The 22295-nt window shown below is 38.2% G+C and carries 18 protein-coding genes; 3 read left to right on the forward strand and 15 right to left on the reverse strand.

Annotated elements, in window-relative coordinates; translation table 11 throughout:
• Positions 1–8: 8 nt before the first annotated feature.
• The 4 genes from rlmB to C5L23_RS02620 all read right to left on the reverse strand — a co-directional run bounded on the left by rlmB (position 9) and on the right by C5L23_RS02620 (position 3206).
• Positions 9–770, reverse strand: a complete 762-nt coding sequence (rlmB, locus tag C5L23_RS02605) for a 23S rRNA (guanosine(2251)-2'-O)-methyltransferase RlmB (RefSeq protein WP_133264249.1) — start codon at positions 768–770, stop codon at positions 9–11.
• Complete coding sequence (locus C5L23_RS02610) at positions 767–1177, reverse strand: Mini-ribonuclease 3 (RefSeq protein WP_010008096.1); 411 nt, start codon at positions 1175–1177, stop codon at positions 767–769. The genes rlmB and C5L23_RS02610 overlap by 4 nt, the downstream gene beginning before the upstream one ends.
• 156 nt (positions 1178–1333) lie before the next feature.
• A complete protein-coding gene (locus tag C5L23_RS02615) occupies positions 1334–2302 on the reverse strand; it encodes a LacI family DNA-binding transcriptional regulator (RefSeq protein WP_010008094.1) in 969 nt (322 codons plus the stop codon).
• Between the two features lie 16 nt (positions 2303–2318).
• The gene (locus tag C5L23_RS02620; protein ID WP_133264250.1) at positions 2319–3206 is read right to left on the reverse strand and encodes a prenyltransferase; all 888 of its coding nucleotides are present in this window, start codon (positions 3204–3206) and stop codon (positions 2319–2321) included.
• Positions 3207–3350: 144 nt separating this feature from the next.
• Between C5L23_RS02620 and C5L23_RS02625 the strand changes: the two genes are divergently transcribed.
• On the forward strand, positions 3351–4688 hold the full coding sequence (locus tag C5L23_RS02625) for a C1 family peptidase (protein ID WP_010008093.1): 1338 nt from the start codon (positions 3351–3353) through the stop codon (positions 4686–4688).
• 31 nt (positions 4689–4719) lie between these two features.
• On the opposite strand, the gene C5L23_RS02630 is transcribed toward C5L23_RS02625, so the two are convergent.
• Entirely contained in the window at positions 4720–5649 is a 930-nt protein-coding gene (locus tag C5L23_RS02630; protein WP_133264258.1) for an alpha/beta hydrolase, read from the reverse strand.
• A 142-nt stretch (positions 5650–5791) separates the two neighbouring features.
• Here C5L23_RS02630 and C5L23_RS02635 point away from each other — a divergent pair, with 142 nt between their 5' ends.
• Positions 5792–7636 carry a M3 family oligoendopeptidase gene (locus C5L23_RS02635; protein WP_010008091.1) on the forward strand — a complete coding sequence of 615 codons (1845 nt, stop codon included), beginning with the start codon at positions 5792–5794 and terminating at the stop codon, positions 7634–7636.
• A 39-nt stretch (positions 7637–7675) separates the two neighbouring features.
• Here the strand turns inward: C5L23_RS02635 and C5L23_RS02640 are convergent, their stop codons facing one another.
• The 8 genes from C5L23_RS02640 to C5L23_RS02675 form a co-directional block, all read right to left on the reverse strand.
• A complete protein-coding gene (locus C5L23_RS02640; RefSeq protein ID WP_010008090.1) occupies positions 7676–8140 on the reverse strand; it encodes an 8-oxo-dGTP diphosphatase in 465 nt (154 codons plus the stop codon).
• A 41-nt stretch (positions 8141–8181) separates the two neighbouring features.
• Positions 8182–10869, reverse strand: a complete 2688-nt coding sequence (locus C5L23_RS02645; RefSeq protein WP_133264251.1) for a valine--tRNA ligase — start codon at positions 10867–10869, stop codon at positions 8182–8184.
• Between the two features lie 267 nt (positions 10870–11136).
• Positions 11137–12981: an APC family permease gene (locus C5L23_RS02650; RefSeq protein ID WP_133264252.1), complete on the reverse strand. Its 1845-nt coding sequence runs from the start codon at positions 12979–12981 to the stop codon at positions 11137–11139.
• A 126-nt stretch (positions 12982–13107) separates the two neighbouring features.
• The gene (locus C5L23_RS02655; protein WP_133264253.1) at positions 13108–13830 is read right to left on the reverse strand and encodes a gamma-glutamyl-gamma-aminobutyrate hydrolase family protein; all 723 of its coding nucleotides are present in this window, start codon (positions 13828–13830) and stop codon (positions 13108–13110) included.
• Between the two features lie 31 nt (positions 13831–13861).
• The gene (locus tag C5L23_RS02660; RefSeq protein WP_133264254.1) at positions 13862–15469 is read right to left on the reverse strand and encodes a peptide ABC transporter substrate-binding protein; all 1608 of its coding nucleotides are present in this window, start codon (positions 15467–15469) and stop codon (positions 13862–13864) included.
• A 45-nt stretch (positions 15470–15514) separates the two neighbouring features.
• Positions 15515–16441: a homocysteine S-methyltransferase gene (gene mmuM / locus C5L23_RS02665; RefSeq protein ID WP_010008084.1), complete on the reverse strand. Its 927-nt coding sequence runs from the start codon at positions 16439–16441 to the stop codon at positions 15515–15517.
• Between the two features lie 4 nt (positions 16442–16445).
• Complete coding sequence (locus tag C5L23_RS02670; RefSeq protein WP_133264255.1) at positions 16446–17834, reverse strand: amino acid permease; 1389 nt, start codon at positions 17832–17834, stop codon at positions 16446–16448.
• Between the two features lie 20 nt (positions 17835–17854).
• Complete coding sequence (locus C5L23_RS02675; protein ID WP_133264256.1) at positions 17855–18994, reverse strand: vitamin B12 independent methionine synthase; 1140 nt, start codon at positions 18992–18994, stop codon at positions 17855–17857.
• A 606-nt stretch (positions 18995–19600) separates the two neighbouring features.
• Between C5L23_RS02675 and C5L23_RS02680 the strand changes: the two genes are divergently transcribed.
• Positions 19601–19930, forward strand: a complete 330-nt coding sequence (locus C5L23_RS02680; RefSeq protein WP_010008080.1) for a thioredoxin family protein — start codon at positions 19601–19603, stop codon at positions 19928–19930.
• A 55-nt stretch (positions 19931–19985) separates the two neighbouring features.
• Here C5L23_RS02680 and C5L23_RS02685 read toward each other — a convergent pair whose 3' ends face one another.
• Both C5L23_RS02685 and serC read right to left on the reverse strand, forming a co-directional pair.
• A complete protein-coding gene (locus tag C5L23_RS02685) occupies positions 19986–21164 on the reverse strand; it encodes a 3-phosphoglycerate dehydrogenase family protein (protein ID WP_010008078.1) in 1179 nt (392 codons plus the stop codon).
• Complete coding sequence (serC, locus tag C5L23_RS02690; RefSeq protein ID WP_133264259.1) at positions 21157–22248, reverse strand: 3-phosphoserine/phosphohydroxythreonine transaminase; 1092 nt, start codon at positions 22246–22248, stop codon at positions 21157–21159. The genes C5L23_RS02685 and serC overlap by 8 nt, the downstream gene beginning before the upstream one ends.
• Between the last annotated feature and the right edge of the window lie 47 nt (positions 22249–22295).

A 22295-nucleotide genomic window follows, 5' to 3' on the forward strand; every position in this document is an offset into this window, starting at 1 on the left:
CCAAGTCATTAATTTTTATGACGACTATTGAAACCTTGATAAATTAATAAACTAGCAGCTACACTGGCATTTAAACTTTGAACATGTCCAATCATCGGAATAGTTAACATACCGTCCATTTTTTTCTTAAGTAAAGGTGAGATGCCTTTTCCCTCATTACCAATCACAAGCGCCGTTGGCCCAGTAGCATCCAAATGACGATAATCTTCACCTGCCATATCTGTTCCAAATATCCAGAGCCCCCGCTCTTTCAAAGTTGTAACAGTATTAGCTAAATTCGTCACACGCACTACAGGTACATGCTCAATGGCTCCCGTTGAAATTTTTGCGACGGTTGCCGTTAGCTGAACCGCTCTTCTTTTAGGAATAATAACACCATGAACCCCAGCTGCATCAGCCGTTCTTAAAATAGAACCCAAATTATGTGGATCCTCAATACCATCTAGGATAATGAAAAATGGCGTCTCGCTCTTTTCTTGTGCACGATCAAACAAATCATCCAACGTTGCATATTGAAATGCCGCAACACTCAAGGCAACGCCTTGGTGCGTACCGCCTTCTGAAATTTCATCTAACTTTGATTTGGGTACAGATTGCACAACCAGCTGTTTCTTTTTAGCTAATTGTAATATTTCATTGATATGCTTACCTTTTAGGCCAGATTGGAGCAAAACTTTGTTGATTGTTTGACCTGCTTTAAGTGCTTCAACGCTGGCATGATGTCCATAAATGAAGTCAGTGTTGGCTGGTGCTTTACTTTGTTGGTTCATATGTGGTTAACCCTTTCTGATGATACTTGCTTAAAAATCCATGTCATTAATTCTGTTATACGATCTTGCTGTTTTGAAAGATATAAATAGCCAAAAAGCGCTTCTATTCCCGTTGATATACGATAAGTCACCACATCAGTATTTTTAGCCTTTGTATGTGACTTAGCATTTCGGCCCCTCTTAAAATAGTTCAGTTCATCATCAGTCAGTACATGATCCTCTGTCATACATTTAAAAATTTTGGCATGTGCTTTGGCCGAAACAAATTGTTTACTATGTCGTTGTAAATCATTGACCTTAGTCAAACCAGTCGATAACAAATATTGCCGCACTTGAATTTCATAAATTGCATCACCGATATAAGCTAACGCAAGTCCGTTGAGTTGTTCATAATTTAAATTTTGCATAGTTATATTATACGCATTTTCAAAATATGCGTTGAAGTTTCATACTCCCCTTGAATGTTCTGCAGAACACCTTCTCATCATACACATTCTCTATGGATAACTTGAATTATTCGGCATAAATGGTTGTTTTTTTAACATGATTAACTAAAATTACTATTAATTTGTTGATGCGCGCACTGTTAACTGCCCGTTAATAAGAATTCTTTTCTTTTGTGGCTCAGGCTGATGCCGCACTTCATCAAATAAATGATAGAGCGCTCTTCCTGTTTCAAAAAAATCATATTCAAAGCTTGTCAAATTGGGTGTGACAATGCGACTCATGTCTGATTGTCCAAAGCCAATAATTTTCGGTGATTGATGCAACGTCAAACTTGCTTGCAATGCTCCGACTGCCATTCGATCTGTTGCTGCAACGACAACATCATACTGCTGTTGCTGCATTGCCGTTAACGCATCGTCTTTGGCAACCTGCAAATTGAAATCACTCATCACTATATCATATACAATCTGCTGATCATGCAACGCTTGTTGAATAGGATTAAATCGATCATGCCCAATCGCCTGATCCTTCTTAGCGTCAATACCCAATAGCAAAACACGTTGTGGTGCCAAAGTTAATAGATACGCCGCAACATTGCGACCAGCTGCTACATCATTCATCACAACACGGTGAAAGCCACTGTCATCTTGACCTTGAATGACGATTGGAATATCAAACTGTTCCAGTAATTGCCTAATATTAGCGCTAATATTGGCTGTCAATAAAATTAACCCGCCAATATTTTGAGAAGATAACCTTTCAATCGCAGCTAATTCACGTGCTTCATCTTGATAACTATTAACAATTAAGAATATATCATCTTGATTCGCATTATCTAATCCACGCAACATTTCTGTTTGAGCCGATGAGTCTAATCGTGGCACGATAACCCCTACAGTGTGGTTAATTTGCTGCTTTAAACTTTGCGCAAAAGCATTGGGTTGATAATTATGTGCAACAACTACATCATCAATTTTCTCACGTGTTTTAGGACTAATAGACCCGCCATTCAAATAACGAGAAACCGTACTTTTTGAGACATTGGCGATACGTGCGATATCGTTAATCGTAATTTTCTTTTCCATATTTTTACCGCATCCATTACATCATAATGGCAACAACCAACGTTATTGTCATCCCCAACATTAATACCACTAGATTTTTAATAGATAATACAAACGTTTCTTCTTTTATTGGTCTTTTCGTAAAAGTACGCGCATTTTGAATAAGGATTGGTGCTAATAATAAAGTGACTAGCATTGGTAGTGGTGCATATTTAAGTATAATTGCCACTATTATTTCAATTAAAGCTAGTACAACTAGTCCTTGATACAACACTTTAGACCGAGAAAGGCCTAAATAGTGTACTAATGTATGTCGATGATTCTCTTCATCTTCCTGATGATCTGCAATATTGTTAGCAAACATAATATTGGCAATCAAAATAACCAATGGTAAGCTTACAATCAACCACTGCCACAATATTGCCAAACTCAACTGTATTTGCGTATTCACATATAGTTGCGCAACAAAAATAAAGTATCCCATTGTGATACCTGACACCAACTCTCCAAACGGTGTGTTAGTAATCGGCTTAGGTCCAGCTGAATACAGGTAGCCAATAAAAAAGCTAATGATACCAATAATCCAAGTGACATAATCTGTAAGCAGCGCCACTGATATACCTGCAATCGCCGCAATTACGGCTAAGCTAACTGCCACGTGCAATACCTGTTTATCTGTGATAGTTGCTTCTGATACTGTTTCACGTAAATAGCTGTTATTTTGCTGACGTTTATTATCTTCATAACGATTAAAAGTATTCACTGCTAAATGGACACATACCGTAGCAATTATGAGTAGTATGGCATTTAACCAATTAATTCTAGCATACTGCCACTGGCTGTATGCTAATCCTACCATTAACGGTGCGACACTTGGAATGACTACACGCACTTCAACTAAATCCAAAAACTGTTTCGGCGTCATTTTTTTAAACCTCGACTTCAAACATTCTCAATATATAAAGTAGTGTAACAGAAAAAAAGCGACTTTTGAGGTCTTGCACCTACATTTTAAAAGTGTAAGATGATTAACAAATACATTATCCACTAAAATAAGGAGCTTTTTTATATGCCATTCGCTATTTCATTACATCAAATTGAACAATTTAGAAAAAATACGCAAACAATTGAACATGCCGTTCGTCAACGTGCTATCACCAAAAACGGCATTGCAGCGACAAGTTTTAATCAAAAAACTATCAATCAGAATCCCGATGTTTTTTCAGTTGACCTTGATACTGGTAAAGTAGCCAATCAAAAGCAATCCGGTCGTTGCTGGATGTTTGCTGCGCTTAATACAATGCGACATGATATTAAAGACACTTTCCATTTATCTGAGGATTTCCAACTTTCCCAAAGTTATACGTATTTTTGGGATAAATTTGAAAAAGCAAACTACTTTTACGAGAATGTATTAGCCACAGCTACTGAAGCACTTAATTCAAGAAAAGTGAGTTTTTTGATGACGACGCCACAGCAAGATGGCGGTCAATGGGATATGATGGTGGCCATTATTCAAAAATATGGTGTTGTCCCTCAATCTGTTTATCCTGAAAGTTATGAATCATCATCTTCTCGCACCTTCAATACAACATTTAATACCAAGTTAAGACACGATGCCGTTATCCTACGTAATTTGATAGCTCAAGAAGCCAGTACAGATGAGATAACACAAATACGGCAAACCATGCTGTCCGAAGTTTATAACATGCTTAGTTTAACTTTTGGTGAGCCCCCTGTTGCCTTTGATTTTACTTATCGTGACCAAAATAAAAACTATCATGTTGAACATAATCTAACGCCAAAAGCCTACTATGAGCAATTTATCGGCTGGCAATTAGATGACTATATTTCAATTATCAATGCACCAACTGCAGACAAGCCGTTTAATGCAACTTATACTGTTGATATGCTGGGCAACGTTGTTGGTGGTCGCGAAGTCAAGCACTTAAACGTAGATATCGATTTGATGAAATCATTAGCCATTAAACAACTACAGGCTCATCAAAGCGTGTGGTTTGGCGTTGATATGGGGCCACAAGTGGATCGTGGAAGCGGTGTAATGGCCAATAATATGTTTGCAACAGACGATCTCTTACAAGTCAACACGATGATGACAAAAGCCCAACGTTTGGACTATGGTGAGAGCCTCATGACACATGCTATGGTTCTGACAGGCGTCGATTTAGATGATAGCGGTAAGCCATTGCGTTGGAAGGTCGAGAATTCTTGGGGTGAAAAGGTTGGCCAAAAGGGTTACTTTATTATGTCCGATGATTGGATGAGCGAGTATGCTTATCAGGTGGTTGTCAATAAGTCCTTCCTATCAGATAAGCTTAGAAATATTTATGATACAGCCGAACCAACACAACTTGCCCCATGGGATCCGATGGGTGCATTAGCTTAAATAAAAACGTCTACTGATTAGTAGACGTTTTTTATTTATCATATTGCTTTAAAAATTGACTAATTTTTTCACGATAGGTAACTGGATAATCATGAAAGCTTTGGACATGCTTGGCACCTTTGGTTACCCACAGTGATTTTGGTCCATTATCTGCTTGATATAGACGATAAACCATTTTGGTTGGGACAAAATCATCCTTGTCGCCATGAATGAATAAAACAGGTCGTGTATTCTTACGGACCTGATTGATTGGACTCGCCTCCGCATAGCTATATCGCGCGCTAACTTTTGATATGCCTGATACAACATTTACAAGTGGAAACCATGGTAAATGATACATATTATTGGCTTCGTATTTCACCTCATCCCACACACTCGTGTAGGACGAATCAGCAATGACTGCCTTAACTTGTGCTGGTAAATCACGCTCACCAGAAGTTGATAAAACAGTTGCTGCGCCCATACTCATGCCATACAATACGATATCGCTTTGTTGACCATTCTTTTGTAAAATCTGATTAATCCAACCAATATAATCACGCCGATCCAACCAACCATAACCGATTAACTTACCTTGGGAATCTCCATGTGCACGATTATCTGGAATTAATACATTATACCCTAATTCATGAAATAGTTGACCATAAATAGCCATTGTCGTTTTATTATTATGCCAACCGTGCGCCAAAATAGCGGTTTTGTTAGTTGCTTTATCCGCCGGAACATACCAAGCATCTAATTTCAAATGATCTTTTGTTGTTTGATGTAGCATTTGCTTTTTTTGCTTTAAGAAACTATTTTCGTAGTGATACAGTGCATCTTGCTTTGATCTTAGTACATCTGGTTGGTTCGAGCGTACATCGCGTACTTGTGCCACTTTAAAAAAATAACTACCAGCCGCAAATAATACAATACTGGTTATAATGAGACCAATGCCAATCCATCGGTATATTTTTTTGATTAATCTCTTTTTTTTCATAACTTTGGTATTGTACCTAAAAATAATATATCTGACAAATGATTTATGATTAGTGCTTATTTCATAAAAACGGTATAATGACGGTATAGTTAATCAGCACGCACAATTTGAAGAGAGGTATCACATGGTCTATTCACAAAATTGGGATTTAGATAGTATTTTCCCCGGCGGTATTCAATCACCACAACTTGCTGATAAGTACACCACTATTCAAGAGCAAATTAAAGATTTTGCTCAAAAAGTGACGACTTATAACCTATCCGAAGATCAACAATTCAATCAATTAGCCGACTTAGCTGATTTAGCGCAAAGTATTGGTGCTGGTTTGGGTACGGTAAATATTTTTGTCAATGGTCTATTATCGACTGATTATGGTAATAGTATTTATACACCCCATCTCACAAAGATTGGTCAACTTTGGGTAGATTTCACCAACCCACTGAATCAATTTCAAAAAGTCTTACGCCAATTCGATGATGATACTTTTGCTAAAATACAAAAACACGAGCGTTTAGCGCCAATTGCCTTTTATTTAAATGAACTGCGTGATGAAGCGCAACGTTTGTTGGATGATCAAACAGAATCTCTTATTAATAAGTTTGCTTTAGACGGTCAAAATGCATGGTCTCAGCACTATGATACAATTAGCGCTTCATTAAAAATGACATATACAGATGCCAATCAACAAAAGCATGAAATTTCATCTGGCCAGGCTTTGAACATGTTAGACGGCGAACCCAACAATAATGTTCGTGCTGATATCATGAAAAATTACGAAGCAATGTGGGGGCAGTCTGAAAATCTAACCGCAGATACCTTAAATCATTTGGCTGGATTTAGAATAACCAACCAACGCGCACACCATTATCAAGATCATTTAGAGCAACCACTTAAAATGAATCGCATGAAAAAAGAAACACTAGATGCGATGTGGTCTGTTGTTGACCGTAACAAGGACATGTTCAAGCCTTATTTTGATCGCAAAAAGTCATTATTAGGTTTGCAAGAATTTGGTTGGCAGGATCAAGTTGCACCCATTACCCATATTGGCGACTATCACCCTAAAAATATTTCATACGATGATGCTGCCAAATTTATCATTGAAAACTTTGCCAAGTTTTCACCTAAAATGGCTGATTTTGCCAAGATGGCTTTTGAAAACCCATGGATTGAAAGTGAGAATCGGCCAAATAAACAACCTGGCGGTTATATGGAGTCTGTTCCAGATCTACACGAATCACGTATTTTCTTAACCTATACTGGTTCAGTGAATGATGCAGCAACCATTGCTCACGAATTGGGTCATGCTTTCCATTCTTACCAACTCACAGATTTACCATTTTGGCGTGATGCTTATGCGATGAATGTAGCAGAAACAGCTTCTACATTTGCCGAATTAATCGTAGCCGATGCTAATGTTCAGGCAGCCAAAACCGATGCCGAGAAAATTGTATTATTAGATGCCAAAATGACAAATCCAATTGCCATGTTCTTAAATATTCGGGCACGCTTCTTATTTGAAGATGCATTCTATCAAGAGCGCCAAAAAGGTATTGTGCTACCAGAAAGATTAAATACATTAATGGACCAAGCACAAAAAGAAGCCTTCGCAGATACTTTAGATACTCGCCATCCACATTTTTGGAGTTCTAAGTTACATTTCTTTATTGATTCAGTACCATTCTATAATTTCCCATATACTTTTGGTTACCTATTCAGCGCTGGTATCTATGCCCAAGCAAAGGCACAGGGCAGTGATTTCGAAGAGCAATATATCGCCTTACTTCGTGATACAGCTAATATGACTTCTGAAGAATTAGCCATGAAACATCTTAATGTAGATTTGACACAGCCAGAATTTTGGCAATCAGGTGCCGACCTCGTTAAAAAAGATATCGATGAATTCCTAAAACTCTCCGAACCATTTGTAAAACAAACAAATGCTGGTATGAAAATTTGGGAATGGTAATAACAAAAAAGCAGTATCCCATCTGGGATACTGCTTTTTTTATTGCCATTCAAACCGCCATTGTTCAGCCTTCTTTTCCAACAAAGCTAACTCATTGACTTGTTCCTCATCAAAAACTTTTAGCATTTCAAGAAATGTATGAGGTGTTGGATACGTCACTAAATTTTGTCGCGTTGTCCAAAATATTTCGCCCTCACGGCCGGAACAAATTTCACCACTAAACTTCGTGGCTTTATACAAAAATACAATATAACGTTCACCTGTTACACCTAGTGGCCATTCCTTAATACCAACCAATTTGGGCTGAACAATCGTAAGGCCAGTTTCTTCCTTTGCCTCGCGAATCGCACTCTCGGTAACTGTTTCACCAATCTCAATATGTCCACCAGGAAAAGTGACACCAGGCCATTTTGGATTCAATCGATTTTCCACAAGAATTTCTTGCGTTGCTGGATTTTCAATCATAATCATATTGGTTAATTCAATTGATGTTAAACGTGCCATAAATTCCTCATATGTACGTCGCCCAAAGGCGACTCTAAAAATTATTGATTTGCTTTCAAAGTTGCAAGACGCTCATGCGTTGCTGCTAACTTAGTTTGCCAATCGGCTAATTTCGCTTGTTCAGCTTGGACAACAGCTTCTGGTGCACCTTGGACAAATTTTTCATTGCCTAACTTACCTTGTGCACGTTTCACCTCGCCCGCAAATTTCTTAGCTTCACCGGCCAAGCGATTGATCTCTTCATTAATATCAATCAGTTCAGCTAATGGTACATAAATTTCAGCACCACTAATCACTTGTGACATTGCTAATGCTGGTGCTTCAATATCAGCAGAAATCGTCAATGACTTAGGATGTGCAAAACGATTAATGTAGTCTGCATTAGACTCAAAGATTGCCTTAATTGCTGCATCGTCTGTTTTGATTAACAAATCAATTTCCGTTGACATCGGTGCATTTGCTTCCGAACGAATATTACGTACAGCGATAATCAAATCTTGCAATGTCTTGAATGCAGCTTCACTTTGAGCATCATTCAACTGATCATGACTTACTGGATAAGCTGCAACGACAATACTTTCATTTTTACCCTGTTGTGCTGGCATCTCTTGCCAAATGGCTTCTGTCACAAACGGCATAATGGGTTGAAGCAATTTCAAAGTTTGATCCAAAACATAAGCTAACGTCTGTTGTACAGGTTGCTTATCACCATCACCATTCAATGTTTCTTTAGTCATTTCGATGTACCAATCAGCGAAATCACTCCAAATGAAATTATATAGTTCGCGACCGGCTTCACCAAATTCAAACTTGTCAAAATTACGCGTAACATTTGCAATTGTTGTGTTCAAACGTGATAATATCCACTTATCTGCAAGGGTTAATTTATCAAAATCAGGCAACTTTGTCGGTGTGTCCTCTGCCAAATTCATAATAACATAACGACTAGCATTCCAGATTTTATTGATGAAGTTCCAAGATGCGTCCATCTTTTCATAAGTGAAACGTGTATCTTGGCCTGGCGTAGACCCTGTGGCCAAGAACCAGCGTAATGCGTCAGCACCATACTTTTCAATCACATCCATTGGATCAACACCATTACCCAATGACTTAGACATCTTACGACCTTCACCATCACGAATCAAACCATGAATTAATACGTTTTTAAATGGTCGTTCACCTGTGAACTCTTTTCCTTGGAACATCATGCGTGCGACCCAGAAGAAGATAATATCATAGCCTGTCACCAATGTGTTCGTTGGATAGTAACGTGCAAAATCACCATCTGTTTTTTCAGGCCAACCCATTGTAGAAAAAGGCCACAGTGCTGAACTAAACCAGGTATCTAGCACATCCTCATCACGTTCCCAGCCCTCGCCTTCAGGTGCTTCTTGACCAACATAAATTTCTTCTTGATCGGTATTCTTATTTTTATACCAAGCTGGAATTTGATGTCCCCACCATAATTGACGAGAAATAACCCAGTCTCGAATGTTTTCCATCCAATGTGTAAAGGTATCTTCAAAACGTTCAGGTACAAAATTAACCTTTTCATCAGGCTTTTGTTGCATAGCTAAAATTTGTTCAGCTAAAGGTGCCATTTTTACAAACCACTGCGTTGATAGGCGTGATTCAACTGGCACTCCTGTCCGTTCAGAATGTCCAACAGAATGGACAATCGGTTCAATGCGTAACATATAGTCGCCAGCTTCTAAGTCAGATACCATCGCTTTTCGCGCTTCAAAGCGATCCATACCATTATACTTACCAGCATACTCGTTAAGAGAACCATCATCATTCATCGTATTAATACGTTCTAAATTATGACGATTACCAACCATAAAGTCATTTGGATCATGTGCTGGTGTAATCTTAACCATTCCAGAACCAAATTCTTTATCAACATATTCATCCGCAATAATTTCGACTTCACGATTAACTAAAGGTACAATCACCTTTTTGCCAACTAGATCTTTATATCGTTCATCAGTTGGATTAACTGCCACCGCAATATCCCCCATCATTGTTTCGGGACGAGTTGTTGCAATTTCGATATAGTTTTGACCATTATACGTGTCATTTGGATTGACAAATGGATACTTCACATGATAAAAAGCACCCTCATCATCATGATAAATGACTTCGATATCTGACAAAGCAGTTCTTGCTTGTGGATCCCAGTTAATAATGTATTCACCACGATAGATTAGGCCCTTTTTATAAAGATCAACAAAGACTTTATTCACCGCTTTATTTAAACCATCATCCAAAGTAAAACGTTCTCTCTCAAAATCTAATGAAAGACCCATCTTACCCCATTGTTGCTTGATAACCGCAGCATATTCATCTTTCCACTGCCAAACTTGTTCAACAAACTTTTCACGACCTAAATCATAACGCGTTACACCATCTTGACGTAAGCGTTGTTCAACTTTAGCTTGAGTTGCAATACCGGCATGATCCATACCAGGTACCCACAGGGTATCAAAACCTTGCATCCGTTTTTGACGAATAATCATATCTTGTAACGTCGTATCCCAAGCATGACCTAAGTGGAGCTTTCCGGTCACGTTTGGTGGTGGAATCACAATCGAATATGGTTCTGGTTCACCATCGCGAATAGCCAAATTCGCCTCAGGCTTAAACAATTCCTTTTTTTGCCACTCGTCATACCGACCGGATTCAACTGCAGTGGGATTATATTTTGTCGACATATCAATGTCACGCATTAGCATTACTCCTTTAATCATAAAAAAAACGCCCTAATTAATTTATTAGGACGCTTGCACGTGGTACCACCTAAATTACAATCAGCTTTTACGACTAATTGTCACTTAACTTATTATTTTTAATTAAAATGCTTAGCAACCTTGGGCATTAACACGACTGATTTCCATCAACCATCAGCTTTCTATACGTGCGCTTGCTTAATCCTCTAAGATACGTTTAATAGTAGCTGAAAAATATTAACACGTCAAGTTTTTATCTCATGCATATTACTCAGTTAAATGATAATAATACGTTGCCACAGAAATATCTTCTCGAGCGGCAAATGCAGCACGTAATCTCAGTGAATTTTGGTTATGCAAAATATTTTGCCAAGGCTTTTTGGGTACAAATTGTGGTACCAAAACAGTCACAGAATGGTTACGCTTATTAGCTTGTTTAACGATCGCATCGACAAATCCCATCGATGGTTTAATAATTGAGCGATACGATGAGTGGATATCAATAAAACGGACTTCAGGAAAATCTTGTTTAAACTGAGTTGCCGTCTTAATTTCTTTTTTAGGATTAACATCGAAACTAACATGCATAGCAACAACATAATCACCAATTGATTGTGCATAATCAATTGCACCAGTTGTCACTTTGGTGATGTTGGATACCAAAACAATGACTGTAGCACCATCGTAATGATGCCGTACCGCTTTATCGCTATTAATATATTGAATCCGTAGTTGACGCGCAATACTTGTATAATGTCCCTTAATTTTTAAGAGCATCCCCAACAACAGCGGCATAATAATTAAATATGGCCAAACGTGATTAAGTCGCAAGCTAAACATGGTAATCACTAAGACCGCTGAAATAGCGGCACCAACAAAATTAATAATCGCTTTAAAAATCCAATTTTTAGGTTTTGTGCGATACCAATGCACAATCATTCCAGATTGACTAAGTGTAAAGGGAACAAAAACACCCACTGCATATAATGGAATTAAAGCATCAGTCGAACCATGGAAAATAACTAATAGTACGACTGCACCTAAAGCTAATGACACAATACCATTAGAATATCCCAAACGATCACCACGATCCATATAAAGATGTGGCATATATTTATCTTTAGCAAGATTTAAAGCAAGCATCGGAAACGCTGAAAATCCAGTATTAGCTGCAACAGCCAAAATCAAGGCTGTTGCCATTTGAATCACATAAAATCCAATATTGTAACCATGAAAAGTCATCGCAGCAATTTGGGAAAGCACTGTCGACTGCTTATTAGGCACAATGCCATACCAATAACTCAAAAAGGTAATACCAGCAAAGAAAATAGCCAAGATAAAGGCCATCATTGCTAGTGTACTTGCAGCATGGCGTTCTTTAGGCACTTTGAAGTTGGGTACCGCATTAGAGATGGCTTCTACCCCAGTTAATGATGATGATCCACTCGAAAAGGCGCGCATAAACAGTATTAATGACAAACCGCTAAAACTTGTTCCCACTTTAGCAACAGCATGATACGGAATTTGTCCAGTGATTGCTTGAAAAATACCGTAAACAATCATGGCTGTTAATACTACTACGAAAAAATACACTGGAAACATTAAGAAATTAGCACTTTCGCGTAATCCTCTTAAATTCATGCCAGTTAATACCACCACAATTAAAATCGACAACGCTACAGTAAACGGCAGTAATGCGGGTACTGCTGCAATGATTGCATCAGCCGCTGCAGAAGCAGATACGGCAACAGTCAGCATATAATCGACCAATAGTGAACCACCAGCAATTAAGCCGGCCTTAGGCCCCCAATTTTCACTGGCAACAGCGTAAGCGCCACCGCCAGAAGGATAGGCATGGATAATTTGACGATAGCTCAGCACAATAGCACCTAATAATACAAGGACTAATAGGGCAATCGGAATTTGTAGCCATAGCGCTACTGCACCAGCTGCTAATAATGCCATGGTAATCGATTCAGTACCATAAGCAACAGATGACAATGCGTCTGATGACAATAGTGCTAATGCCTTTGTTTTGGATAAAGACTGACCACCTTCATCAAGTGTCTTTAGAGGCTTACCAATTAAAAACCGCTTAAAATTACGAAACATATTTCTTCTCTAGAAATGTTTTATGATACTAAAACATGCTTTCTTTTAATTTATTACCTCACACATTCTACACCGTTTAATTTCACAAAAAAAGCCGTTAATGTAACGACTTCATAACAACTATTATCATTTAGCAACTTTTTGTGCAAATAAATCAAAGAACAATTGATACGGTGCGCCATTAGCAAGTAACATTTCTGGATGCCACTGGACCGCATAAATATGCCGAGCATCATCTGAATAGGCTTCAATGACACCATCGGTACTTATCGCATCCAGCGTTAGTCCAGGTGCTAATGTTTTAACAGCTTGATGATGAAAACTATTCACTAATGTATTGCGTTTCGCAAAATCATTTAACCAATTATCACGCTGCCATTCTAGGCGATGTGTCGGTATCTCCCACTTCGTTGGATATTGATTATGCTTGATTGCTAACGTTTTATATTGCGTCTCAAGATCTTGATATAAAGTACCACCCAATGCCACATTAATCAGCTGTTCACCACGGCAAATGCCCAGTATGGGTTTGTTTTGCGCTAAAGCAGCCTTAACCAACGCAATTTCAAACTGATCACGATATTGATCTGTTTCTCCGATACCTGGTACCGGCTCTTCGTTAAAAAATTTTGGCGAGATATCTTGGCCGCCGGCTAATAATAAGCCATCAACTTGTGCCATATACGCTACGGCTAATTCAGGGGCACCCATCGGTATCACCATTGGCAGTAATCCTGAATTAGTTATACCCTCAATATAGTTTTTTTGAATATAATCCACATAATTTGTACCAAATCGTGAATTAGCATGATTAAGGTGATTGCTTGCGACACCAATAATTTTAGTCATGTATTTCTCCATTACGTTTCAATCAACACGTTTACTTTTCTTCAGCATAACGATAATTTTGATAACCAATGAGTGGATAAACAAGATTATCAACTTTATTACTATTCTGCAAATGCACATTTGCAACCTGATACAAAGGCGTTACACCATTTAAGTCATTATTCAATTGAGCAGCAGACTTAGCAAGCGTATAACGTTGTGCATTAGGTTCATACTGCTGATTAACTTTTTCAAGTAAACGTTCATAGCGTTCATCACGCCAATTAGTAAAATTAATCGCCCCTTTACTATAAGCGATATCTAAAAAATCGATAGGATCATTAAAATCAGTCGTCCAGCTTAAAGTCCCTGACTGGAAATTCTGATTATCAAATGCCTGAATTTCAGCATTTAAAGGCATACGATTCAAAGTCACGCTCACATTAGGTAGGTTACGTTCTATTGATTGCTTCAAATAAACCCCAAGGGCCTTATAAGCATCAGTATCAGCTGTATTAATTTTTAATGTAATATGCTTTTGCCCTAATTCAGATTGTGCTTTTTTCAAATATTCTTGGGCTGCCTGTTTATCATACGGCAAAGATAGCCCATCATTGAAGTCCTTACCATCAATCTTCACTTCACCGCTAGGAACAATTGATTTGGCTGGTGTAGACCCATCAGCCAATACTTCTTGTGTGAGTTGTTCCCGATTAATTGCTAAACTCACAGCCTTCTTAAAGTTCGTATTGCCTGCCACTTTATCATCAGCATTCCACACGAGAAATGCCATACGACCTTTTTGTGAGGTCTTGATATCTTTTTGCGCTGACTTTTTAATATTTGCCACCAAAGCACCTGAAATTTCTGCTTCATCGACTTTTTTGGCCTCATATTGTTTAGCGGCAAGATAAGCATCTTTAACCACAGTCACTTTGATTGTATCGAAATCTACTGACTTCGCATCAGCAAAATGTTGATTCTTTACAAATTCCCATTGTGTTGCTGATTGGTTCCATTTTTTAACTTGATATGCACCATTAGCGACCGTTGTCTCTGCTGTTTGGCCATATTTATTGCCCCACTTAGCTAACTTATCAGTATTAACAGGATATAACTGATTGGCTAAGACAAAATCAAAATAAGGTACGGGATGTGCTAACTTAATCTGTACTGTATATTTATCGGGTGCACTAATGCCCAGATTTTTGGGTGCTACTTTACCAGATAATACGTCACTGTAGTTCTCTAAATCCTTAAAGTGATTAGCGCGTGTTGATTTTGTTTTAGGATTAACTTGCCTTTGCGCTGAAGCAACAAAGTCCTGTGCGGTTACAGCTGTGCCATCTGACCATTTTTGATTATGTTTTAACGGTATCGTATATAGCGTCCCGTTTTCTGTTGGCTTGACAATCTGTTTGGCAACGCCCGCTGTAATTTTTCCTTTGGCATCCGCAGTATACAATCCTTCTAATATTTGTGTTTCGCCCCATTCTGCGCCAACTTCGTCAATATGATTGGGATCTAATGTTGACATCGTATTTTGAACCGAAACGCGCAACGTTTTTTGCTGAGATGATGTTTGCTGTCTCAAAACAGTAAACAAAATAATCGCTACAATGAGCAAAGCGCTCGCTATTAACCATCTTTTTTTATTCATATCTCAACCTCATCTCTCACGTCATCATTTGATTTAATTATTATATCAAACTTTACGACACCAGCTATCAATCGCTTGTTTAATCGCTATAATATCTTTCGGTGTCGTACGACAACATCCGCCAATTATTGTGGCGCCCTGATTCAGCCATTGCGGTACTAACTCTTGCCAATCAATTGGGCCATAATCATCAACCCATTGTTTTGTTTGTGGATCATAAGTATCACCTGCATTCGGATAAATGATAATTTGCTTTGTTGTCTGTGGCTGTATGGCTTGTAATGCGGTCAAGATATTGTCCGGTGCTGTACAATTTACACCGATTGCCTTAATTTGGGCATACTTCTCAAAATAGCCTACTGCTGTTGCAAGCGATGTCCCATCACACAAAGTATTGCCATCTTTAATTGAAAATGATAGATATGCAGGCGTTTCTGAAAATTCAGTTTCCAACAACTCAGCAAGTGCTTGTGCTTCTGTAAAGTTAGGCATCGTTTCCAACCCGATTAAATCAACCTCGTCTTGTACCAATCGCTCAATACGTTGCCGATGAAAATCTTGATAGGCTTGTTTGGATAAATGATAATCCCCAGTATATTCCGCACCATTTGCTAGGTACGCCCCGTAAGGCCCTACACTACCAATGATTAACCCATCATCTTGTGTGGATAGCGCTAAACCTTCTTTAGCCAAATGAACAGCAGTATCAATGAGTTCGTAGGCTTTATGACTATCAAATCCCTGTGCTAAAAATGTCGCAACATGTGCCTGATAAGTATCGGTAATTGCCCCTTGAGCACCAGCATCAAAATAATGCTGATGGATTTTCGCAATAGTTCCCGGTGACTGAATTAAAGCCGATGCCGACCATAAATTGTTATCCACATTAATATTTTGCTGTTCTAATTCACTACCCATACCGCCATCTAAAGTAAGTGGCGCCATTTTTAGATATTGAGAAAACTTATCCATGATATTAAACCTCCGTTGACTTCTTTTTCAGTATTGGTAACCATTTAAATCGGACGAAATAATATGCATAGACCAGTCCAACAAAAGGCACAGACCACAATAAAGCAGGTCGCTGCTGTGGATCAAATATTGTTAAGATAACAGAAAGACTAGCACCGATAAACCCAGCCAAAGGCAATAATGGATAGGCCCATTTCGGATAGCGTAAATCTTTTTGACGACCCTGGTTTTTAAGTTGCTGGCTATATTTATAATGAGACCATGCAATTGCAATCCAAACAAAGACAACAGCTAACCCTGATACTGCTACCAAGTTCAAATAGAGCGCACCAGCCGCCACAAAGCTAGATAATAAGGCTAATAAGCCACCAGCTAAACTAGCTAATAAAGCCCATACCGGTATCCCCTGCTTATTCGTTTTTTCAAATATTGGATGGATCAATTTTTCGTGACTTAGTGACCACAACATGCGTGTTGAAGCATACAAGCCAGAATTGGCCATTGATAATATACCCGTTATAATAACAAAATTCATCACATCAGCGGCATATGGAATACCAATCATATTAAATACAGCAACAAATGGACTTTCTGTCACGCCCGCTTTTTGATAAGGTAAAATCGCTGCCAAGATTGTGATACTCCCAATAAAGAAAATGACTTGACGCCACCAGACTGCTTTAATTGCACTTGGTATTGCCTTTTCAGGATTTTTGGCTTCTCCTGCTGTGACACCCATTAGTTCTGTTCCACTAAAAGCAAAGTTCACGGCTAGCATTGTCGTAAACACTTGCCCAATGCCATTAGGGAATAACCCATGACTGAAAATATTATCAAAACCAGGATGGACATCCCCACTAACATGTAACCAACCTAGTAGCACCATACTGCCTAATAATAAGAAGGCAATAATAGCCACAACCTTGATACTAGCTAACCAATATTCGCTTTCACCGAATACTTTGACAGAAAAGAGATTACTCAAAAAGATGATAACAATAAAGATGGCTGAAAATACCCATGCTGGAACGGTTGGAAACCATCTTTGCATGACAATACCAATGGCTGTAAACTCTGATCCCAATGCCACCGTCCATGTTAACCAATAAGAAATGGCCACAAGGAACCCTGTTGCCGGGCCAATCAATTTTTGTGCATAATAATGAAAAGAGCCTGTTACTGGCATGGCAATAGATAATTCTGCTAAGCTCAGCATAATCAAATAAACTAAAATTGCACCAACTGTATAGGCTAAAATTGTACCAAACGCGCCAGCAGTATGAATTGTATAACCCGAGGATAAGAATAATCCCGTACCAATACCACTAGCTAACCCTATCATACGAACTTGTCGCTCCGACATTGCTCGTTTTAATTGCGTATTCTCTGCCATTTTTCTCGATTTCTAATAAATTAATTTGCAGTATTTTCATTTAGATACTGATCTGCAATACGTTTAATCAGCGCTAGCTTTTGCCATTGATCTGGAATAGTCAAAATATTACCTTCTTCAGTAGATGAAAAGCCACATTGTGTCGATAATGCTAAATTGCTTTTAGGTACGAACTGACTCGCTTCATCAATTCTCGCCACAATATCATCAACAGATTCTAAATCTGCTGATTTGCTGGTAACAAGTCCCAAAACAATTTCCACTTGATGCCTATTATGCCAAATTTCAGACAAAGGTTCAAAACCACCCGAACGCTCATTGTCATATTCTAAAAAGAAAGCATCATAATTTAATTGCCCTAGATAAGGTGCCACCGTATCATAACCACCAGAAAAGAGATAAGTTGATTTAAAGTTACCACGACAAATATGAGTTGATACTTTTAAATCATCTGGCAAGCCAACTAATATCTTGTTAATGACATAAACATCATCTAATGCAAGCTGTCGATATTTTGCTTGTGCTTGCACATCATCAGCTGTTTCATTAAATTTGGCAATTAGGTATCCCCATGTCGTGTCATCCAACTGAATATAACGCGCACCCAAATCATAAAAGTGTTGTAATGTATCGTGATAAGTTTGTGCCAAAGCATCTAAAAATGCTTGCCATGAATCGTAGTATTTTAGCGCATTATCCGAGCGATGATCACGATTAATAATCAAACTTGGGGATGGAATGGTAACTTTTGCTTCAACATCATCAGGTATGATCGATTTTAAATACTTAAAGTCCTCGTAAAATGGGTGGTTTGGATTTGCTGAAATTTTATCCACAATACGGACATTTGTTGTACGTGTTTTCTCACCGTGGAACTTATAAGAGTCCTGTTGCTCAAAAGCTTCAAATCCATTTAAGCCCCATAAGAAATCTAAATGCCACCAAGATCGATTAAACTCGCCATCTGTCACCGCTTTAAGCCCATCCTTAACCTGTTGCGACACAACTTCACTTATTTCCTCACGCTGTATTTTTAATAGTGCTTCACGCGAAATTTTACTTTTATCCCATTGCTCGCGGGCTCTTTTAAGGCGCTCTGGACGTAGATATGACCCAACATGATCAAACTTATAATTTAATTTCTGTTGTATTTGTTGCATAATTATTACCTCTTTCGTTAACAATAAATGTTAAATTCGTTGAAATAGATCCGCATGTGTTATTAGATAATGCCATCATTTCTATTTTTAAAATCATCACCTTCTTTACTCATCAATTAGACAATAAAAAAACCGCAGTCTAATCTAATAGACTGCGGGACGCGCATCGTGTAACCACCCGGTATTTATATAGCATTCACATGTTATACCTCATTAAGTACGCTTTAAGATCATTGATATCAATTCCTACCAGTATACTCTGCACGATAACGGGTACTACCGAATTCAACTCATGCGCACAATGACACCATTGCCGCCTACTCGTCTCCTTATATCAACTCCAAGACCATTTTCCCGAATATCAAACACCTGTTTTCACCATACACAGGCTCTCTATTGATTAACGCAACGGTACTTATCTCTTCAACGTTTTGTTATTAAATAAGATACTGTTTCTATCAATAAAAGTCAATGATTTTAATAGAATAACTTCATTTTTCTAATAAAGCTTTTATAATGTAAGTGATATCATCAGATATTTTATCAAAATATGTTAGAATACTAGTAATTGTATGTTATACAAAATAAACTAGTGAGGTATTGCATATGTACGAACCAACGAGTCATTCTGACCAATTTTTAGAAGAAATTATCAACCGTTCTGGACGTAATCTTATCTTTTTATCAACTGAATGGTGTGGCGATTGCCGTGCTATTAAACCTTTTGTGCAAGACATTAAAACAGAAGTTGTTAAAACAGCCAATTGGTTTGACGCCGATCGTGATGACAATATCGAAGTCGCTAAAAAATATAATTTAAAAGGATTGCCTTCATTCATTCTATTTGAGAATGGTCAAGAGATTGATCGAATTGGACACGGAGAGCGTTTGAATCCTAAACAAGTTCTCGATTGGTATCAAGCAACACTTGCATAATCAATAATATATAAAAAATAACGATTAGCCAGAAGCTAATCGTTATTTTTTGATTTTAATCTTGATTATTTTTTAAAACACGTGTTTGGAAAATATCATCCACTTGGTCAAAACGCTCATGAATCAATTGCCATTCTTCATCAGTTAATGCATTCAATGAAATTAATGTATAAGCAATATTGTTTTTAGCACGATTAGATAGTTGTTCAATGTTGATACCGTGATCACCAAAGAAATTAGCAATTTGACTCAACATTGTCGGTACATTACGATGAATAATCGAAACACGATACTTTGTTCTAAAAGGTTCATCGATTGATGGCAAATTCACAGAATTAACCACATTACCCGTTGTTAAGTAATGGTCAAGTTGCTTAGCCGCCATCAAAGCTGATGTATCTTCCGCCTCAATTGTTGAACCACCAATATGTGGTGTAATAATCGTTTTAGGATTATCAAATAATACAGCATCAGCAAAATCCGTAATATACATGCGTAGCTGATCAGCATCCAAGGCTGCCTTAGCTGCAGCATCATCCACAATACCGCCACGAGAGAAATTCAACAAGGCTGCTTCTGGCTTTAACTGTGCTATTTTTTCAGCATCAATAAAGTGCTTATTATCTGCATTCAGCGGAATATGAACTGTCACATAATCTGCTTTTTGCAAAACTTCTTCTACATTACGTGCATGCCCAATGTGGCGATCAACGCGCCATGCCGTTGTCGCATCCAGACCTGGGTCATACCCAATGACTTCCATGTCTAACGCCAACGCTGTGTTGGCCACCTTTGAGCCGACATTACCTAATCCAATCACACCCAATGTTTTACCTGATAATTCAGTACCACGGTAACCACCTTTGTTGGTTTCGGTGCGTAATGACACATCCCCACCACGCGTTTTGTTAGCAAAGTCAATAGCTGCTACAACGGGTCGTGCAGCCATAATCAAAGCCGCAATTGTGAGCTCCTTAACCGCATTCGCATTACCACCAGGTGTATTAAATACCGCAATACCCCTTTGCGTCAAATCATCTACTGGAATATTATTAAACCCAGCACCAGCACGAACCAAAGCACGAACAGTATCAGGAATTGTCTCTTGATGCATATCTTGCGATCTCAACAAAATACCTTTGGGTGCTTCATCACCATTAATCGTATACCCCTGCTCTGTAAGGTAATTGAGTCCCATTGGCGAAATTGCATTATATGTTTTTATATTAGTCATTTAAATATTCCATCTCCACATTTTTCAAATACGCAATTAAATCATCTACTGCTTGTTCAGGCTGAGCGTTATACAAGGAGGCTCTAAAGCCACCCACACTACGATGACCCGCCAAGTTATAAAAACCAGCTTGAGACGCCTTTTGTGCAATTTGTGCATCCCGCTTTGCATCACCAGATGTAAAGACAACATTCGTCAACGACCGTTCTTTACCCGTCACCATGGCATCAAAGAATGAGGAATGATCTAAATAGTCGTACAATTTGTGCGCTTTTCTTTGGTTTTTTTCGTAAAGCCCTGCAATACCACCGGATTGTTCAATCCACTTGAGAACTAAGTTTAAGACGTAAATTGCAAAAACCGGTGGCGTATTATACATTGAATCTTTATCAATAGCCGTTTGATACTTTTGCATGGGTGCCAAATGTGATAAGTCTTGTTCATCTAGCCAATCTTGATTAACAATAGCTAATGTAATGCCAGCAATCCCCAAATTTTTTTGTGCACCAGCAAAAATCAAATCAAACTTTTTGAAATCATAGGGTTCAGCCAAAATATTGGATGACATATCAGCCACTAAGTGCTGTACGTCAGGAATATCTTCTTGGTGATACGTTGTGCCTTCAATTGTATTGTTCGTCACTAAATGGACATAGTCATACTGTGTATCATCAAATTGAGCAGGCAAATGTGGTAATTCACGATACTTGATTGACCGTGTTGTACCTGGAACATCAACTGTAACATTTAGGGCTTCTGCGGCACCAATAGGCTTATGTGCAAAATTACCCGAATCTAAAATTGCAATCTTTTTTAGCCGTGTCGCTAAATTCATGGGTACCATTTCAAACTGTGTTGTACCGCCACCTGATAAGAACATTACCTTATAATTATCTGGCAAATCCAATAATGATTTGAGCGATGCTTTTGCTTCATCAAGTATATTTTCGAACTGAGGCGTTCTATGTGATATTTCTAATATTGACATATGTGTTGCTTGATTTTTTGTCAATTCTTGAGTTATTTGTGTCATAACTTCTGTTGGCAAACTACTAGGTCCAGCAGAAAAATTATATGTTGTCATAAAGTAATCTCGCCATTCTTTTTTACCCATTGTATCATATTTCAATA

The organism is Leuconostoc fallax (genome assembly GCF_004354645.1).
Lineage (GTDB): Bacteria > Bacillota > Bacilli > Lactobacillales > Lactobacillaceae > Leuconostoc_B > Leuconostoc_B fallax.